The 15,094-nt window shown below is 58.4% G+C and carries 11 protein-coding genes; 3 read left to right on the top strand and 8 right to left on the bottom strand.

Annotated features, from left to right (window positions below; translation table 11 throughout):
• Positions 1–23 precede the first annotated feature (23 nt).
• Positions 24–1,154, top strand: coding sequence for a patatin-like phospholipase family protein (locus LVW35_RS20075; RefSeq protein ID WP_233891731.1), 1,131 nt, complete (start codon positions 24–26; stop codon positions 1,152–1,154).
• 110 nt (positions 1,155–1,264) lie between these two features.
• Here the strand turns inward: LVW35_RS20075 and LVW35_RS20070 are convergent, their stop codons facing one another.
• The 7 genes from LVW35_RS20070 to puuE all read right to left on the bottom strand — a co-directional run bounded on the left by LVW35_RS20070 (position 1,265) and on the right by puuE (position 8,409).
• On the bottom strand, positions 1,265–2,050 hold the full coding sequence (locus tag LVW35_RS20070; RefSeq protein WP_233891730.1) for an outer membrane protein OmpK: 786 nt from the start codon (positions 2,048–2,050) through the stop codon (positions 1,265–1,267).
• Between the two features lie 436 nt (positions 2,051–2,486).
• Positions 2,487–3,833, bottom strand: coding sequence for a nucleobase:cation symporter-2 family protein (locus LVW35_RS20065; RefSeq protein WP_233891729.1), 1,347 nt, complete (start codon positions 3,831–3,833; stop codon positions 2,487–2,489).
• Between the two features lie 114 nt (positions 3,834–3,947).
• Positions 3,948–5,243 carry a urate hydroxylase PuuD gene (locus tag LVW35_RS20060; protein WP_233891728.1) on the bottom strand — a complete coding sequence of 432 codons (1,296 nt, stop codon included), beginning with the start codon at positions 5,241–5,243 and terminating at the stop codon, positions 3,948–3,950.
• A gap of 51 nt (positions 5,244–5,294) precedes the next feature.
• Complete coding sequence (locus tag LVW35_RS20055) at positions 5,295–5,798, bottom strand: ureidoglycolate lyase (RefSeq protein ID WP_233896523.1); 504 nt, start codon at positions 5,796–5,798, stop codon at positions 5,295–5,297.
• 135 nt (positions 5,799–5,933) lie between these two features.
• The gene (gene alc / locus LVW35_RS20050) at positions 5,934–6,929 is read right to left on the bottom strand and encodes an allantoicase (RefSeq protein ID WP_233891727.1); all 996 of its coding nucleotides are present in this window, start codon (positions 6,927–6,929) and stop codon (positions 5,934–5,936) included.
• A gap of 41 nt (positions 6,930–6,970) precedes the next feature.
• Positions 6,971–7,486 (bottom strand): 2-oxo-4-hydroxy-4-carboxy-5-ureidoimidazoline decarboxylase, encoded by a 516-nt coding sequence (uraD, locus tag LVW35_RS20045; RefSeq protein ID WP_233891726.1) that lies wholly within the window; start codon positions 7,484–7,486, stop codon positions 6,971–6,973.
• Positions 7,483–8,409, bottom strand: coding sequence for an allantoinase PuuE (gene puuE / locus LVW35_RS20040; protein ID WP_233891725.1), 927 nt, complete (start codon positions 8,407–8,409; stop codon positions 7,483–7,485). The genes uraD and puuE overlap by 4 nt, the downstream gene beginning before the upstream one ends.
• Before the next feature lie 345 nt (positions 8,410–8,754).
• Here puuE and uraH point away from each other — a divergent pair, with 345 nt between their 5' ends.
• Together uraH and LVW35_RS20030 are read left to right on the top strand one after the other, a co-directional pair.
• Complete coding sequence (gene uraH / locus LVW35_RS20035; RefSeq protein WP_233891724.1) at positions 8,755–9,108, top strand: hydroxyisourate hydrolase; 354 nt, start codon at positions 8,755–8,757, stop codon at positions 9,106–9,108.
• Positions 9,109–9,254: 146 nt separating this feature from the next.
• Positions 9,255–14,465, top strand: a complete 5,211-nt coding sequence (locus tag LVW35_RS20030) for a dermonecrotic toxin domain-containing protein (RefSeq protein ID WP_233891723.1) — start codon at positions 9,255–9,257, stop codon at positions 14,463–14,465.
• Here LVW35_RS20030 and LVW35_RS20025 read toward each other — a convergent pair.
• Positions 14,446–15,087, bottom strand: a complete 642-nt coding sequence (locus LVW35_RS20025; protein ID WP_233891722.1) for a LysE family translocator — start codon at positions 15,085–15,087, stop codon at positions 14,446–14,448. The two genes, LVW35_RS20030 and LVW35_RS20025, sit on opposite strands and share 20 nt — an antisense overlap.
• Positions 15,088–15,094 lie beyond the last annotated feature (7 nt).

The raw sequence follows: 15,094 nt of genomic DNA, 5'->3' as shown, positions 1-15,094 counted from the left end.
TTTTCCCGACATGGAGTGACGCAATGCGCCCAGCTGAACCGGTTACAGGCTTGATTCTTTCCGGCGGCGGGGCGCGAGCGGCGTATCAGGTGGGGGTGTTGGCGGCGATTGCCGAGTTGCTGCCACCGGGGGCGCCTAATCCTTTTCCGGTGATCGTGGGCACCTCGGCCGGCGCGATTAATGCGGTGACGCTGGCCAGCGGGGCGATGGACTTCACGGCGGCCATTCAACGCCTGACTGCGTTCTGGCAGGGCTTTCGCAGCCATCTGGTGTTGCGCAGCGATTGGCCAGGGGTGATTCGCCAGGCGGGACGTTTCTTTATCCATAGCTTGCTAGGCCTGGGAGCCCAGGTGCCAGTGGCATTGCTCAACAGTTCACCCTTACGTGACTTGTTGCAAGAACGCTTGAACCTGGACGGCATCGATGAGGCCATCCGCAACAAGCACCTGCATGCTGTGGCCGTCACCGCCTTTGGTTACGAGTCCGGCCAGGCGGTGACGTTCTACCAGGGTGGTGGCACCATCGACGCCTGGTTGCGCCACCGTCGCATCGGCATGCCCACCCAACTGACGGTTGAGCACCTGCTGGCCAGTTCGGCGATTCCTTTGCTGTTTGCCCCGGTCAAACTCGACCAGGAGTACTTCGGCGACGGCGCTGTGCGGCAATCGGCTCCCATCAGTCCGGCGTTGCACCTAGGCGCCAGTCGCGTGCTGGTGGTCGGCGTCAGCGGCAACCCGCGAGGTAATGAACCCGCGGCGCAGCGTACCTACACCGGCCAGGAGCCGACTCTGGCGCAGATCGGCGGGCACATGCTCAACAGCACATTCATTGACAGCCTGGAAAGCGATATCGAGTTGCTGGAGCGCTTGAATCAGTTCAGCCATGCTGCGCCAGGGGTGGCGGCGGTGGAAGTGCTGGTGATTGCGCCCAGCCAGCCGATCGACGAAATCGCGGCGCGCCATCGTCAGGAATTGCCGGCGGCTTTGCGCTTGTTTTTGCGTGGGCCGGGGGCGACCAAGACGAGCGGGGCAGGGGTATTGAGTTACTTACTGTTCGAGGCGGGGTATTGCAGCGAGTTGATCGAGTTGGGGCGGCGTGACGCGTTGGCCAAGCGCGAGGAAATTACGCGGTTTCTGGGGTTGCCCCCAATCTAACTGTGGGAGCGGGCTTGCTCGCGAATGCGGTGTGCCAGTCAACTCATGTGCTGACTGATCCACCGCATTCGCGAGCAAGCGCGCTCCCACAAGGGGAATGTTGTGCTCAGTTAGAAGTGGTACTTGACCAAAAAGCTGGCGGTGTCCTGGTTGGTCTTGAACGCACCTGAATCTTCGATCCCGTACTTGTTCTTCCAGTAATCGTATTCAAAGCCCACATACAGTTGCTTATCGCCCCAATGCAACGCTTTACCCAAGTCATATTTGACCTGCGGGTTGAAGTGCAGGTTGGCGTGGTAAGTGCCCCGGGCGTTCTTGTCGTTGTCCGTTACCCAGTCCATGAAACCGTCGATCAACACGTCGGAGTTGCCCACGGGAATGGTGTAAGACCAGACCGGGGTGATCTGCCAGACGCCATCACCCGGGCGATTGCCTTCGGTCTGGCGCTGGTAGAAGTTCAACTGGAAGTAGTCGAAGCCAGGGATGTTCAGGTCAAAGCCCGGGCCGAGCAGGTACGACTCGTTATCGCCTTCGCCAAACTCATAAGTGAATGCCAGCAGCACGTCTTTGATCGGGCCGAACGACAGGTCTTTATCAAGGATCTTGCCGAACGACAGGCGTGGGCTTATTTCACCGTAATAAGTACTGGGGCCGACATTGCCGTCTTCCTTGCCGTTGTAAAAGATGCGGTCGACGAAGATAAAGTTGTCGCCGTACTTCCAGGCATCGGCATGTTCGAACGTGACCGTTTGCTGGATCTGCGGGTTGACGGTAAAGCTCTTGCCCCACAGGTATGTCAGGCTGTTGTTTTGCCATTGCAACAGGTCACCGGCCACGGCTTGGCCACCGGCCAGCAGGGATCCCGCCAGCATCAGGCCTTTGAACATAGGTTTCATTCGGTTGCTCCCGAGTTAAAGTTTTATGGTTTTTCTTCTATGCAGGCGCTCTGGTGTGGCGCCTTTTGGTTCGCTGCAAAAATCGTCTGTTCGGTCAGCTTTAGTGCTTTTAGCAAGAGCTGCGCCAAGGTGTTTAAAAAGCCAAAAAATCCCCGTCGGCTGCATCGGATGCAGTCGAATTCAGAGGACGTTTGCGCACTTTGGCCGCAGACATAAGGCCGGGATAAGTTGGCCTTGCAGTCAGCTTTTACATTCGCTGTTTTTTTTTGAGTCGAGTCGAGCGGGCGCGGAGAATACTGGCTCCCAGGCCGTGGCTCAAGTGCGCTGTTAGAGCGCGCGTGGGGCGAGAATGGGGCACGGCTCGTGGCCGGCCCCAGGCAAAGGGTGTGCATGTGGGTGTTCCCTGTTTGTTGTTATTGTTTTACTAACAAAGGAATCAATGCGTGTGAGCAACGGCAGGTCGTTCAGCGCCGCCGAGAATGTTGAAAAGGATATTCAGCGACAACGCGCTGAGCGTGGCCATGGCGATGCCACTGTGGGTAATCGGGCTCATCCACAACGGTAGCTGCGCGAAGAACTCCGGGCGCACCACCGGGATCAGGCCCATGCCGATGCTCACGGCCACCAGCAACTGGTTGCGACGGTCGGCGATGTCGGCTTCCTGGAGGATCTTGATCCCGGTCGCCGCCACCATGCCGAACATGGCGATGGCCGCGCCGCCCAGCACTGCCGGCGGAATCGACGCCACCAGGTAGGCGGCCTTGGGCAACAGGCTGAGCACAATCAGGAAGACCCCGGCCATGATCGTCACCGAGCGGCAGCGCACGCCGGTCATCTGCACCAGGCCGATGTTCTGGGCGAACGAGGAGTGGGTGAAGGTGTTGAAAAAACCGGCAAAGAAGGACGCACCGGCATCACACAGCAAGCCACGGCGCAGCATCTTTGGCGTGACGTCCTGGCCGGTGATCTTGCCCAAGGCGAGGAACATTCCGGTGGACTCGACAAAGATGATCACCACCACCAGGCACATCGACAGGATCGGCGCCAACTCGAACCTGGGCATGCCGAAGTGCAGCGGCGTCACCACCTGCACCCACGGCGCCATCGCCAGTCCGCTGAGGTCGACCATGCCGAGCGCGCCGCATAAGGCGTAACCCAGGCCCATGCCGATCAGCACCGAGATGTTCACCCAGAAACCACGCATGAAGCGGTTGATCAGCAAGATGGTGGCGAGTACCAGTGCCGCAATTGCCAGATAGATCGGTGAGCCGAACGTGGCAGCGGCACTGCCGCCACCGGCCCAGTTCACGGCCACTGGAAACAGCGACAGGCCAATCGCGGTGATGACCGTACCGGTCACCAACGGCGGGAAAAAGCGCACGACCTTGGACATGAATGGCGCGATGAGCATGCCGAATAACCCGGCGGCGATGGTCGCGCCGAAGATCCCCTGCAAGCCGATACCCGGCATGCCGGCCATCGCGACCATGCTGCCGACGGCGGCGAAACTGGCGCCCATCATCACCGGCATGCGAATGCCCACCGGGCCGATGCCAAAGGACTGTACCAGGGTGGCGATACCGGCCACCAGCAGGTCGGCGTTAATCAGAAAAGCGATTTCTTCACGACTCAGGCCGGCGGCCTGGCCAATGATCAGGGGCACGGCGACGGCGCCGCCGTACATCAGCAAGACGTGTTGCAGGCCTACCAGAATCAGTTGCAAGAGGGGCAGCCGCACCATGGCGGGCGCGGCAGGAATCTGCGGTTCGGCTAACTCGGTCATGCAACACCTCGGATCTTTTTTATTTTTTTGTGTTGTTTGGCATTCAATTGCCGGGTGGAACTTGGTCTTGAAAACGCTGCAAAGCCCCTGTGGGAGCGGGCTTGCATCAGGCTGTCAGTTGGTACGCGCCCCCTGATTGATCCAGGTGCCAATCAAGTCCCGTTCCTGCTGGGTCATCTGGGTGATGTTGCCCAGCGGCATGATCTGGCTCGCCACGGCCTGCGCCTGAATACGCGCGGCCTGCTGCTGGATCTGTGCCGGTGTGTCAAACATCACGCCAGCCGGCGCGGTGCTGAACAGTGGGCTGGTGGGCTTGGCCGAATGGCACACGGCGCAGCGTTCCTGGATCACCCCGTGCACCTTGTCGAAATCAATCGTCGCCTGGGCGGGCGCAGCAGGTGCTGCAGCCGGTTCGGCAGGTGCAGCAGGTTTCAGACCACCACCCACTGCGGTCTCCGGCAATGGCTGGTACTCGATTGCGGCCGGTGCCTTGGCCACTTCTGGCGAAGTCGATACCGGTTTTGGCCCGGTCACATACGCCAGGCAAATCATCGCCAACGCGCCAACCGGCAAGGTCCATGCATACTTTTGGCTGTCATGCCGGGTGTTGAAATAATGCCGTACCAACACCGCCGCCACCGCGATACCCGCCAGGATCAGCCAGTTGTATTGGCTGCCGTAGGTGCTCGGGAAGTGGTTGCTGATCATGATGAACAGCACCGGCAAGGTGAAGTAGTTGTTATGGCGCGAACGCAACAAGCCCTTGGCCGGCAGTGCTGGATCCGGCGTGCGGTTCTCTGCAATCGCCGCGACCAACGCGCGTTGCGCCGGCATGATGATGCGGAACACGTTGCCGACCATGATGGTGCCGATCACCGCACCCACGTGCAGGTAGGCGCCACGGCCACTGAACACTTTGCTGAAGCCGTACGCGGCGGCGATCAACAGCACGAACAGGATGAAACCGAGCAGGGCAGGGCGTTTGCCCAGGGCCGAATCGCAGAGGAAGGAGTAGATGAACCAGCCGGCGAACAACGAGCCAATGCCCAGCAATACGCCTTCGGTGCCGCTGAGTGTGCTGCCGGGAGCGAGCAAGTACAGCGTCGGGTTCCAGTAGAACACCACGCACAGCAGCGCGATGCCCGACATCCAGGTGAAATAGGCTTCCCATTTGAACCAATGCAGGTTGTCCGGCATGGTCGGTGGGGCCAGTTTGTATTTTTCCAGGTGGTAGATACCGCCACCGTGAATCGCCCACAAGTCACCGGCCAGGCCGTTCCTGGGGTTGACGCGATTGAGGTTGTTTTCCAGCCAGACGAAGTAGAAAGAAGCGCCGATCCACGCGACGCCCGTAATCATGTGAACCCAGCGCACGCTCAGGTTCAGCCATTCCATCAAATGTGCTTCCACAGTCTTTACCTCTCGCCTGTCACCCTTGTTGTCGGGTGATCAGACCTTCTCTTATTGGTGGGGGGCGAGGATCAACCGCTCATCCTCTTTGAAAAAATGCTCATCGCAGTTATTGCCTGTGCCACTGCGATCAACCACCAGGAAGTCATCCCGCTTTTCGATCGTCAGCACCGGGTGGTGCCAGACGCCGCGATGGTAATTAATGCCCTGCCTGCCGTTGGTGACGAAGGCGCGGACCAAGCCTGATACAGGTGCATCGCCAAGTGGCGCGACCACGATCAGAAAGGGGTTGCCGAGCAGCGGAATGAAAGCCTGGCTGCCCAGCGGGTGTCGTTCCAGCATGCATACGGTCAGCGGCATGTCCTGCGCGTCGGCGCGGAAGATGCTGATGATGGCGTGGTCTTCCGGCTGTGCGGTTTCGACCGTGGCCAGTTTGTGAAAGCGCATGGTCGACCCGTTGTTGATCATGAAGTGATCGCTGCCATCGGTTTCGATAACGTTTCCGAAAGGGGCGAAGGCTTCTTTGGTCAGGGGTTCGATCACGAGTGTGCGCATGGTTGTCTTCTTATCCGAATGCTGTGTTGTTTGTTCTGCTGCCTTCGCGAGCAAGCCCGCTCCCACAGGGGAATGCATTTCAAATGTGGGAGCGGCGGTGCGACGATTCGACTTGCTCGCGAATGGCATCACCGCTTATTTGGAAACTTTGCCCAGGACGCGCAGGCGGCTCACACCACCATCCGGGAACACATTCAGGCGGATGTGGGTAATCGGCCCCAGCGCCTTGATCTGCTCGGCGAAGGTGTGTTCAGCGTGCATTTCCAGTTTCTGCGCCGGCAGCAGTTCGCGCCAGAACAGCGATTGGGTTTCGATCTGGCTGTCGGTGCCGCCTTTTACGAAAGCGCCCTGGATCGAGCAGGTGTCCGGATAGTTGCCCTTGAAGTGCAGGGTATCGACGATGATTTTCTCGATCTCGCCAGGGTGGCCCAGTGCGACAATCACCCAGTCATTGCCTGGCGTGCGACGACGTGCGGTTTCCCAGCCGTCGCCCATGTTGATGCCACGGCCTGGGTTGAGGATGTTGCTCATGCGCCCGAAGTGTTCATCGGAGCAGGCCAGGGCGCGACCGCCGTTCAGTGCGGCAGCCAGATCGACCTGTTCGTTGTCACCCACCGAGGACCAGTCGCGGAACGGCACGCCGTACACACGCAGACGCGCTACGCCGCCATCCGGGTAGATGTTGAAGCGCAGGTGGCTGAACGCCTTGTCGTTGTTGATTTCGTGGTAGTGGTGACTGTTGCCTTGCAGCTCGACGGCCGACAGCACTTCCACCCATTGGGTGTTTTCATCAGGGTCGCCCGAAGCCAGGAAGCAGGCCTCCAAAGAGGCCGACGGCGGGTAGTTGCCGGTGAAGAATGAAGTGTCGATGTCCACGCCCTTGATCGAGCCGGGGACGCCCAGGCGGATCACAGCGCTGTCGTAGCCTTCGAAGCGCTTGCGGCGCGACTCCCAGCCGTCCATCCACTTGCCGTTGTCATCGAAAACGCCCTCCTTCCACACGGCCGGGGTCGGCTGGAACAGGCGGTTGGCGTCAGCGAACCAATCATCGGTCACCGAGAGGATCTTGGTACCTAGACGGGCGTCGGCCAGGTTGACGAACTTTTCGAAAGGTACGGCGTAAGCTTTCATTCTTCTTGTCTGCCTTGAATTGAGTGGCTGGGGATGGTCGTTTAGAGGGTCAGTAATCGGAACAACGCGATCTTGTTGATCTCGGCCAGTGCACATTTGAACTCGGCGTCCGCCGAGTTGTGAATGCGCGTTTCGAACGCGGCCAGGATCTGATGCCGGTTGCTGCCTTTTACCGCCATGATGAAGGGAAACTTGAACTTGGCCTTGTAGGCATCGTTCAGCTCGGTGAAGCGAGAAAACTCTTCGGCCGTGCATTGATGAATACCGGCGCCAGCCTGTTCATGGGTACTGGCTTCGGTGAGTTGCCCCTGGACGGCAGCTTTGCCGGCCAGGTCCGGGTGAGCGTTGATCAAAGCCAACTGGCGGGTGTGATCAGCGCTCAACAAGATGTCGCTCATGCGCTGGTGCAGGGTCTCGATCTCGTCGATCGAAGCGTCCTGACCCAGGTCGAAGGCCTTTTCGGCCACCCATGGCGAGTGTTCGTAGATATCGGCAAAAGCGTTGACGAATTCGTCGCGGCTCAGGGTCGAGGGTTTCAGGGTGTGGAATGCAGTCATTTGGCGGCTCCCTTGAAAGGGTGGGTTTCATGCCAGTGACGGGCAATATCGACGCGACGGGTGAACCACACCTGTTCATGACCTTTGACGTATTCAATGAAACGCTTCAACGAAGCCAGACGTGCAGGGCGGCCGATCAGGCGGCAGTGCAAACCGATCGACAGCATCTTCGGTGCCTCGGCGCCTTCGGCATACAGCACGTCGAACGCGTCCTTGAGGTACTCGAAAAAGTCATCGCCCTTGTTGAAACCCTGCACCTGGGTGAAGCGCATGTCGTTGGTGTCCAGGGTGTAAGGGATCACCAGGTGCGGCTTGCCGGTGGGGGTGTTGGGTTCCCAGTAGGGCAGGTCGTCGTCGTAGGTGTCGCAGTCGTAGAGGAAGCCGCCTTCCTCCATCACCAGCCGCCGCGTGTTGGGGCCGGTGCGTCCGGTATACCAGCCCAGTGGGCGTGCGCCGGTCAGTTCAGTGAGGATGCGGATGGCTTCGAGCATGTGCTCGCGCTCCTGGGCCTCGTCCATGTATTGGTAGTCGATCCAGCGGTAGCCGTGGCTGCAGATCTCGTGGCCGGCTTCGACCATCGCACGGATTACATCCGGGTGACGCTGGGCGGCCATGGCCACGGCGAAGATGGTCAGCGGGATATCGAATTCCTTGAACAACTTGAGGATGCGCCACACACCGGCACGGCTGCCGTATTCGTACAGCGACTCCATGCTCATGTTGCGTGCGCCTTGCAGCGGCTGGGCCGAGACCATTTCCGAAAGGAAGGCTTCAGACTCTTTGTCACCGTGCAGAATGTTGCGCTCACCGCCTTCTTCGTAGTTGAGTACGAAAGACAGCGCAATGCGCGCCTTGCCCGGCCAGTGGGGGTGAGGAGGGTTACTGCCGTAACCGATCAGGTCGCGTGGGTAGTCAGCGCTCACTGCAGTCTTCCTTCTTGTTCGTCGTGTTAGCGATGAGTGATTGTATACAACTTATCGGCAACTTTGTAAGCCTGCATTTCTGCATTTTTTCTGCAGGCCTCCAGCTGAATGGTGTAGCAAGAAACTTGCCTGACTGGTCAGCTAATGGACAAAAGGTCGTTTAAAAGCAAGGATTACTCATCAGTTGACCTGCCGAGCAACGCCGGCGCTCGAATCCAAAGATTTGTGATTTTTATTGTGTACAATTTTTTTAAAAAGTGTCTTAATCGGTCATCGCCGGCTTTTTTGATGCCCTGAAAAAGTGCGGATCACTTTCCTACTGACTACGGGAGGCGCGTAGACGCCATGGGACGTTTGACTACACACGTTTTGGACGCCGCACACGGCTGCCCCGGCGACGCAATCAAGGTTGAGCTGTACCGCGTCGAAGGCGCGCAGCTTGAACTGGTTGCCACCACGCTCACCAACGCCGACGGTCGCTGCGATGCACCGCTGCTGCAAGGCGATGACTACCGCAGTGGTGTGTACCAACTGCAATTCAGCGCTGGCGACTACTATCGCGCCCGTGGCGTGAAATTGCCCGAACCGGCCTTCCTGGATGTAGTGGTACTGCGTTTCGGCATCAATGCCGAGCAGGATCACTACCATGTCCCACTGCTGATTTCGCCTTACAGCTACTCCACCTATCGCGGTAGCTAGCGTCACCTCGCTTCACACCCCCAAAGCTCTTCGTTGGTTTTTTGCCCGCCCACACTGCGGGCTTTTTTTCATCTGCATTTAACTATCTAACGTCGCTTGGAGACCTGCATTACCTAAGCTGGTTTTTTCCACGAGTAGAAAAAGTCATGACTTCCACCCCCGCAGCTCCCGTCGTTTCCCTCGCTTCTGACCTTTCGTCCGACACCGTCGACATTGACGACTCCAGCGACACCGAAGCCAAGTTCCGGGCGATGCGCGACAAGTTGAAATGGCGGATCAACACCTGTACTCATCCCAGCCGCCTGATCAATCAGCTCTGCCTTGCCGACATGCGCTGCCGCGAATCCGCGCAGACGCTCACACACCTGATAGGGCGCTCACCAAGAATCTTGAAGGTGATTCGTGCCGAGCTGTACAAAGAGTTCAATGAAGAACCCGATGATCTGCTGTTTACCGTTCCTGCGAAGGATGGTGGGCCCGAAAAAGTCGACACCCTGACAGGTCGGGCATTGTCGATGCTCTTTGAGCCTCATATAGATGCCGATGTCTGCTCCTCAACCACCCTGAGTATCAAAGCAAAGCCCGGCTACCGCGTGACGTTGACGCCATTTAATGTGCTTCAACGGGTGATTGCGATGAGGCTCTTCGAGCGTCTGGTTCTTGCGGCCACAGAATATTGGGACACGTTGGTCTACGGTTCCTGGCTGACGCGCCGGGAGCGCTGGGTGGACTTGCATAAGGTACTTTTCGCTGATCGTGCCTTTGTTGCGCGGCAATTGGATGAGCTGTCGAGTACCGCCATGGCCATGGTTCAGGTCGTGATCGATGCCCCGAGCGCTGAGGCGCGTCAGCGCGCAGGGGGAGAGTGGGCCGCAGTGCGAGTGGGTCATTTACTGTGGCCGGGTACGCCAGCGATTGCGATTCCAGGTGCCTTGCATATCTATGGTGAGGGAGACCACGAAGGAGCGCCCCATGTCATTTACCTACCGGGTGTCGCTCGCAATTTCTACGAGTACCCCTCCTTCGTCGCGTTTCAGTGTGGCGTGCTGGAACTGAGCCAGTCGCGGTTTGAGGAACTCTGGCAATGTCTGCCTTTAGATCGTCGTCAAGCGCTTTGCCGCCCTGCGGACTTGTCACCGGCGTCCAGCGTGGTGCTTGGCTCGAATATTCTTGAGGATGCGTTGGCGCTGGGGACGCAAGCGTTACTGAGGCAGCAATGGGATAACGAACTGGCCTGTGCGATCACTCTTTATCACCAACAGGTGTTTGCCCAAGAGCGGTCGCAGCCAAGTAATGCGAGCTTTTTCCTCAAGTACGTGGAGGGCAACAGGAGCTTACTGGTCGGAGGCGGGCCGCTCGGCGAGCTGTGTGACGAGCTGCTCAATTGGGACCAGCAGCGCCGACACGCAGAAATCATCTTTGCCAGTACCGCGCCCGGTTTGCCCTTGCGCACCATAGAGCAGCAGATCAGGCGTTACCAAAAAGGCCTGGTGGCGCTGCTGGATCCGAATGATCCAAGCGCCGAGACCCTCGCGTACCAGGAGGTCGTCGCACTGGTGAGTCAACTCAAGGCGCATGCCCAAACGTTGAGTGCAGTCACGCAGGGTGCTCGGCAACAGTTGCTCCATGTTGATTTCTGGTTTAAACGCCCCGGTGGAGCAGGGACGCCCAGGCGGGGGGTGTCATTTTTGCGCGCGCAAACCGAGGCCTTGCGTTGCGAGGTGCAATTGCAACACAGGCTTAAGTTACTGAGTACGGCGCATCGGGACCTGATGATTGAAGTGGTGGAACAGCCCTTGTCCTGTCGGCGCCAGGACAGTCAAACCCAGGTGCTATCGATCGCCATAGGTAGCGAACTCGATGGGTTTTACTCGCTGCACAACGTCTGGGTGGTAACGAGCGCCGCAGCGGTGAGAGTTCCGCGACGTCAACTGCCAGTGGTGCTGTACGCGTTCGGGGAGGAGGGTGGGGTGATGGGTTTTGCCGGGCTGGATGCACTGACCCGCAGCGTCAAGGCCAGTCTCGTCAGTCGGGACGATTCCGTGCTATGGGGTTGTGTCGCGCGCGATAAGCGCAACGGTTTACGCGCGCATGCGGCACATGAAACGTTAGAGGTGCGCTACGTGCCCATCCAGGGCAAGCCTGCCTTGGTGTTCGTCAAGAAGCTCCTTGGCTCCTATGATCGCTTGTACAACAGCGTGGATGAGATTACGCGTATTTTCAGTGAGGTGAAGGACGCCGAGTTGAGCCGTGCGCTGCTGCTGACTGAGTTGGAGCAACGACTGCAGGTTCCCCGCAATAGTGCCCTGAGCCATGCGCAGACGAATATAGAGCTGCTGCGCAACCTCGCGCTTGAAGCGAAAAAACTGCCAGCATGGTTGACCACGGCAGCGCAGGCTCAGCGTAGACGTTTCAGGCGTTTGCAGAAGCATTACATGAGCAGTGCCTGGGCATTTCTAGCGCGTCAGGAACAACGTTTGCCGGACCTGATGACGTATGCCCGCCAGGCATTGACCGCCCGTTTGCGTCGCGACGGTATTTCGTTGGAGGTGGAGATAGATGAGCCGTTTATCGCAATGTCGGGTGATATTCATGGCACCTATTGTGACTATGAAGAAGCTTGCCGTCTGAGGGACCCGCACACGGGACTGTCGCCGTCTTCTTCGTGCAGAGCTTTCAGCCTGGTGGAGTTGGCGCTGCATAACCTGGATCCGCAGGCAACGTGGACGCAATATAAATTAGACCGTGCCTGCGTTCTGCGACGGCCGTGGCGAGACTTTCATGTCAATCATCTGAGGCAAATAATAGGGTCACTGGATATCGGCGGCCGGTACGACGCATTGATCAGCAAAGCGTTTTATCCTCCTGTTAGTCCCAACCACCCGCTCAGCGAGGGGCGCATCCCCGAGTTGTTGAATCGCACATTGCGTGCGGGCACTGAATTTCATCTGTTTTGTGCGGTGCAACAGGGGCTGTCGGCGAACGCGCAAAGCGTATTCAGCACTGCAATGGCCGCCCGAACGCCCCAGGACCTGTTGAAAAACCAGCACGAACTGCAACTGTATAAGGTTCATCTGGTGGGGCATACGATGCAGCATGATCGTTATGTCGCAGGGATAGTGGTCGTGCAGGACAAGCGCTCGGCGCTTTGCGTGATCTACTGGCCGCAGGCCCCGCACGCGTCGGTGCTCACTGAGTACAGCAGCCTCGACAAGGCCAGGACTGAATTGAACCGTCTCGGCGCTTTGCCAGATAACGCAAAGACACTCGCACGGCAGGTCGCGCCCGGCTGGGCCTTTCAGGCTGGAGCTGATCCGATGGCCGTCAACATCCTTGATGTGCTCTCTGGCAATTACTTTGTGAAAGGCATCTGGCGGGTGTACCGCATGTTCCGCGTGAAGCACCCTGAACCTTCGCTGTCGATCCATGAGATAGAAGAACAAGTGCTCGGTCAGATTGCCAGTGATCCACAGGAATGGCTGGCGATCGTTGCCACCTCTCACTGCAATGCCCAGGCGTTGCTGTACCACGCAACTGTGTTGGAGCTGCAACGCCAAACGCAAGCAGCCAGCTACTCCAACAAGGCGCTGGAAGAGTATCGGATCCGCCGCCGTCGCGATGATAGCGTCGCTAAAATACGGATGGTGTTAGGTCTTTTTGTGCCGATAGTTGGAGTGTTCAGTGATCTCTATGAGTTGTACGGCGCGGCGCGGCGTTATTTACGATCTGGTAATCCCGGCGATAAGCGCGTGTTGGCCGATACGATAAAATTTTTTACGGTGGGCCTGGTCATGGCGTTCGTACCCGGCCCTAAGAGGGTGGGTGTATCGGTGGCGGCTTTGGGGCGGATACGACGCTGGCGTGTGGAGCGCAGCGGTGTTCCTCGTTCGGCGTCATCCGTGCGGCAACTTCCGGGGCTGGAGCGTTTCAAGGTCAAGTCGGTGCCTGAGGAGGCTGTGGCGTTGAGCGGGCCGGATCGGAATGGTGTCTACGTCAAAAACGGCGAGCTATTTGTCGCGGATGACTCACACCATTATCCGGTGTATCGGCGCGCGAACGAGACGACGTTCCGCTTGAAAAACCCACAGGTACCGGGGCAGGACGAACTTATCATCAATATCCGGCAGTCCAAGGAATGGTTACTCGGCGCAGACGCGCCTCAGCCGGCGGCGGGAACGAGTCTGGATGCGCTTAATCCGTGGCGTCGGCCGCTGTCGTCGCCAGCACCGCCTGATTGGTGGCCACCCATTGTTCGCACGTCGACGGAAAACTCAATTCTTCAGTCAGCATCGACGGCGGGTCATTGGGCGCAATGGCGAATGCCGACTCCGGATGTTCGGCAATTGACGTCGCCCGCACCAGGCGTTTTTCTCGTTCCAAGAGATGCTGCGGGTTTCTCCTGTCACGTCGCGCGCATCGCCCCGCCGAATGTTCCCTTAGACCATCCGTTAAGTGGTTATTACAGGCTGCTCCCAGAGGGCAATCAGGCGCCCTTGAACCGCATCGTATTCATGACAAAAAATGAGCCGTTGATGTCGAGCGCTGCTTTTGACATCGAACGGTGGACCAGCAGCGCGCTGGATGAACAACCTCTTCCGATGTCATTCACTGAACGCAATGAGTGGGCACTTCATAACCCATTGTTCGACCGGCCGTTGACTCAGTCTGTAGGTGAGGCTTTTCCGACCATGACGATCACGAGTCGACATTTTGCGGTTGCGCGCATGATTGAATTGTCTGGGCCGACGCGTCCTGCAACCGCCACTCACTTGCTTAACATTCGTGCGACGTTGGACAAATGGTTGCCGCCACTTCCTGCCGGGCCGGGAAAAACGGACGACTTGCTGAGGATGTTGCGGCCCATCGAAAGGCACGGTCATAGCCTTTTCATCGGTTACGACGGTAAGGCTCCTGGCTTCACGCGTGTCGATTTTCAGGCGTCTGGATTGGACCCCTCGTTGTGGCTGCCCAAAGGTGGGCAAGGGGGTCAGCGAAGGGTTACGCAGCGCGCGGCGGTTAGGCACGAGTTGAAACAGCAGGGCTTTAGAGTCAGAGATCGAGAAGTATCAATCGGCGGTCGAGCCACGAATCAACTTATCGTGACGCACCCCAATTCGAACACGCTGTATTACGTATCCCTCCACTGGGTTGAGAAAGGCGCCATCAAGCTCGACGAAAGGCTGACGAATGTCTGGCTCAATAAAGTCATCAATCGATATTCGGCTTCAGCTACGTTCGCGGGAGTCAAAAGTGCCATGGAGGAAGGGCGATTGGTTCGGATCGCAGCAGGTATCCAATGGCCCGTCGTGGGTACCGTTCCTCCCAGCGTCTATTTTGTCAAAGTGAATCCATCCTGACCTTCATCAGCGACAGCATGCCCGCACCGCCAAACAACCCCGCACTGACGCGGTTGAACCAGCTTTGGCCTTTGCCGCTGCGCAGGTAGCGGGCTGCGCCATGGGCGCTCAGGCCATAGACCAGTTTGCACAGCAGGTCGAGCACGGTCCAGGTGGCGATCATGCTCAGCAGTTGTGGCAGGAACGGTTGCTCACCGTTGAGAAACTGCGGCAGGAATGCGGCGAAAAACAGAATGTCCTTGGGGTTGCTGGCGCCGAGCACAAAGGCGCGGCCGAACAAGGTGCGAAAGCGTGGTGTGGCGGCTAACTGCGGTACTTCGGCGCCATGTGCCGGTTGCTGCGATTGCTTCCAGCTTTGCCAGGCCAGATAGAACAGGTACGCCGCGCCGATCACCTTCAAGGCGCTGAACAACTGCTCCGATGCGAGCAACAGCGCGCCCAGACCGAGGGCCGAGGCGCTGAGCAAACAGATCGAGGCCATGACCCCACCGAGAAACGCTGGATACGAGCGGCGCAGGCCGTAGTTGAGGCTGTTGCTGATCATCAGCAGCGACAACGGGCCAGGGATCAGAATCACGATCAATGCAGCGCCGCTGAACAGCAGCCAGGTTTCCAGGGTCATGCCTTAC

Source organism: Pseudomonas sp. HN11 (assembly GCF_021390155.1).
In the GTDB taxonomy this organism is placed as follows: domain Bacteria; phylum Pseudomonadota; class Gammaproteobacteria; order Pseudomonadales; family Pseudomonadaceae; genus Aquipseudomonas.
This window is presented reverse-complemented; position numbering and strand designations above follow the sequence as displayed.

Excerpts from the sequence above, each read along its gene's own strand:
- LVW35_RS20055 (WP_233896523.1), bottom strand. The coding sequence starts at position 5,798 with ATGCGCACACTCGTGATCGAACCCCTGACCAAAGAAGCCTTCGCCCCT.
- LVW35_RS20070 (WP_233891730.1), bottom strand. The coding sequence starts at position 2,050 with ATGAAACCTATGTTCAAAGGCCTGATGCTGGCGGGATCCCTGCTGGCC.
- uraD (WP_233891726.1), bottom strand. The coding sequence starts at position 7,486 with ATGACTGCATTCCACACCCTGAAACCCTCGACCCTGAGCCGCGACGAA.
- uraH (WP_233891724.1), top strand. The coding sequence starts at position 8,755 with ATGGGACGTTTGACTACACACGTTTTGGACGCCGCACACGGCTGCCCC.
- LVW35_RS20075 (WP_233891731.1), top strand. The coding sequence starts at position 24 with ATGCGCCCAGCTGAACCGGTTACAGGCTTGATTCTTTCCGGCGGCGGG.
- alc (WP_233891727.1), bottom strand. The coding sequence starts at position 6,929 with ATGAAAGCTTACGCCGTACCTTTCGAAAAGTTCGTCAACCTGGCCGAC.
- LVW35_RS20025 (WP_233891722.1), bottom strand. The coding sequence starts at position 15,087 with ATGACCCTGGAAACCTGGCTGCTGTTCAGCGGCGCTGCATTGATCGTG.
- LVW35_RS20065 (WP_233891729.1), bottom strand. The coding sequence starts at position 3,833 with ATGACCGAGTTAGCCGAACCGCAGATTCCTGCCGCGCCCGCCATGGTG.
- LVW35_RS20030 (WP_233891723.1), top strand. The coding sequence starts at position 9,255 with ATGACTTCCACCCCCGCAGCTCCCGTCGTTTCCCTCGCTTCTGACCTT.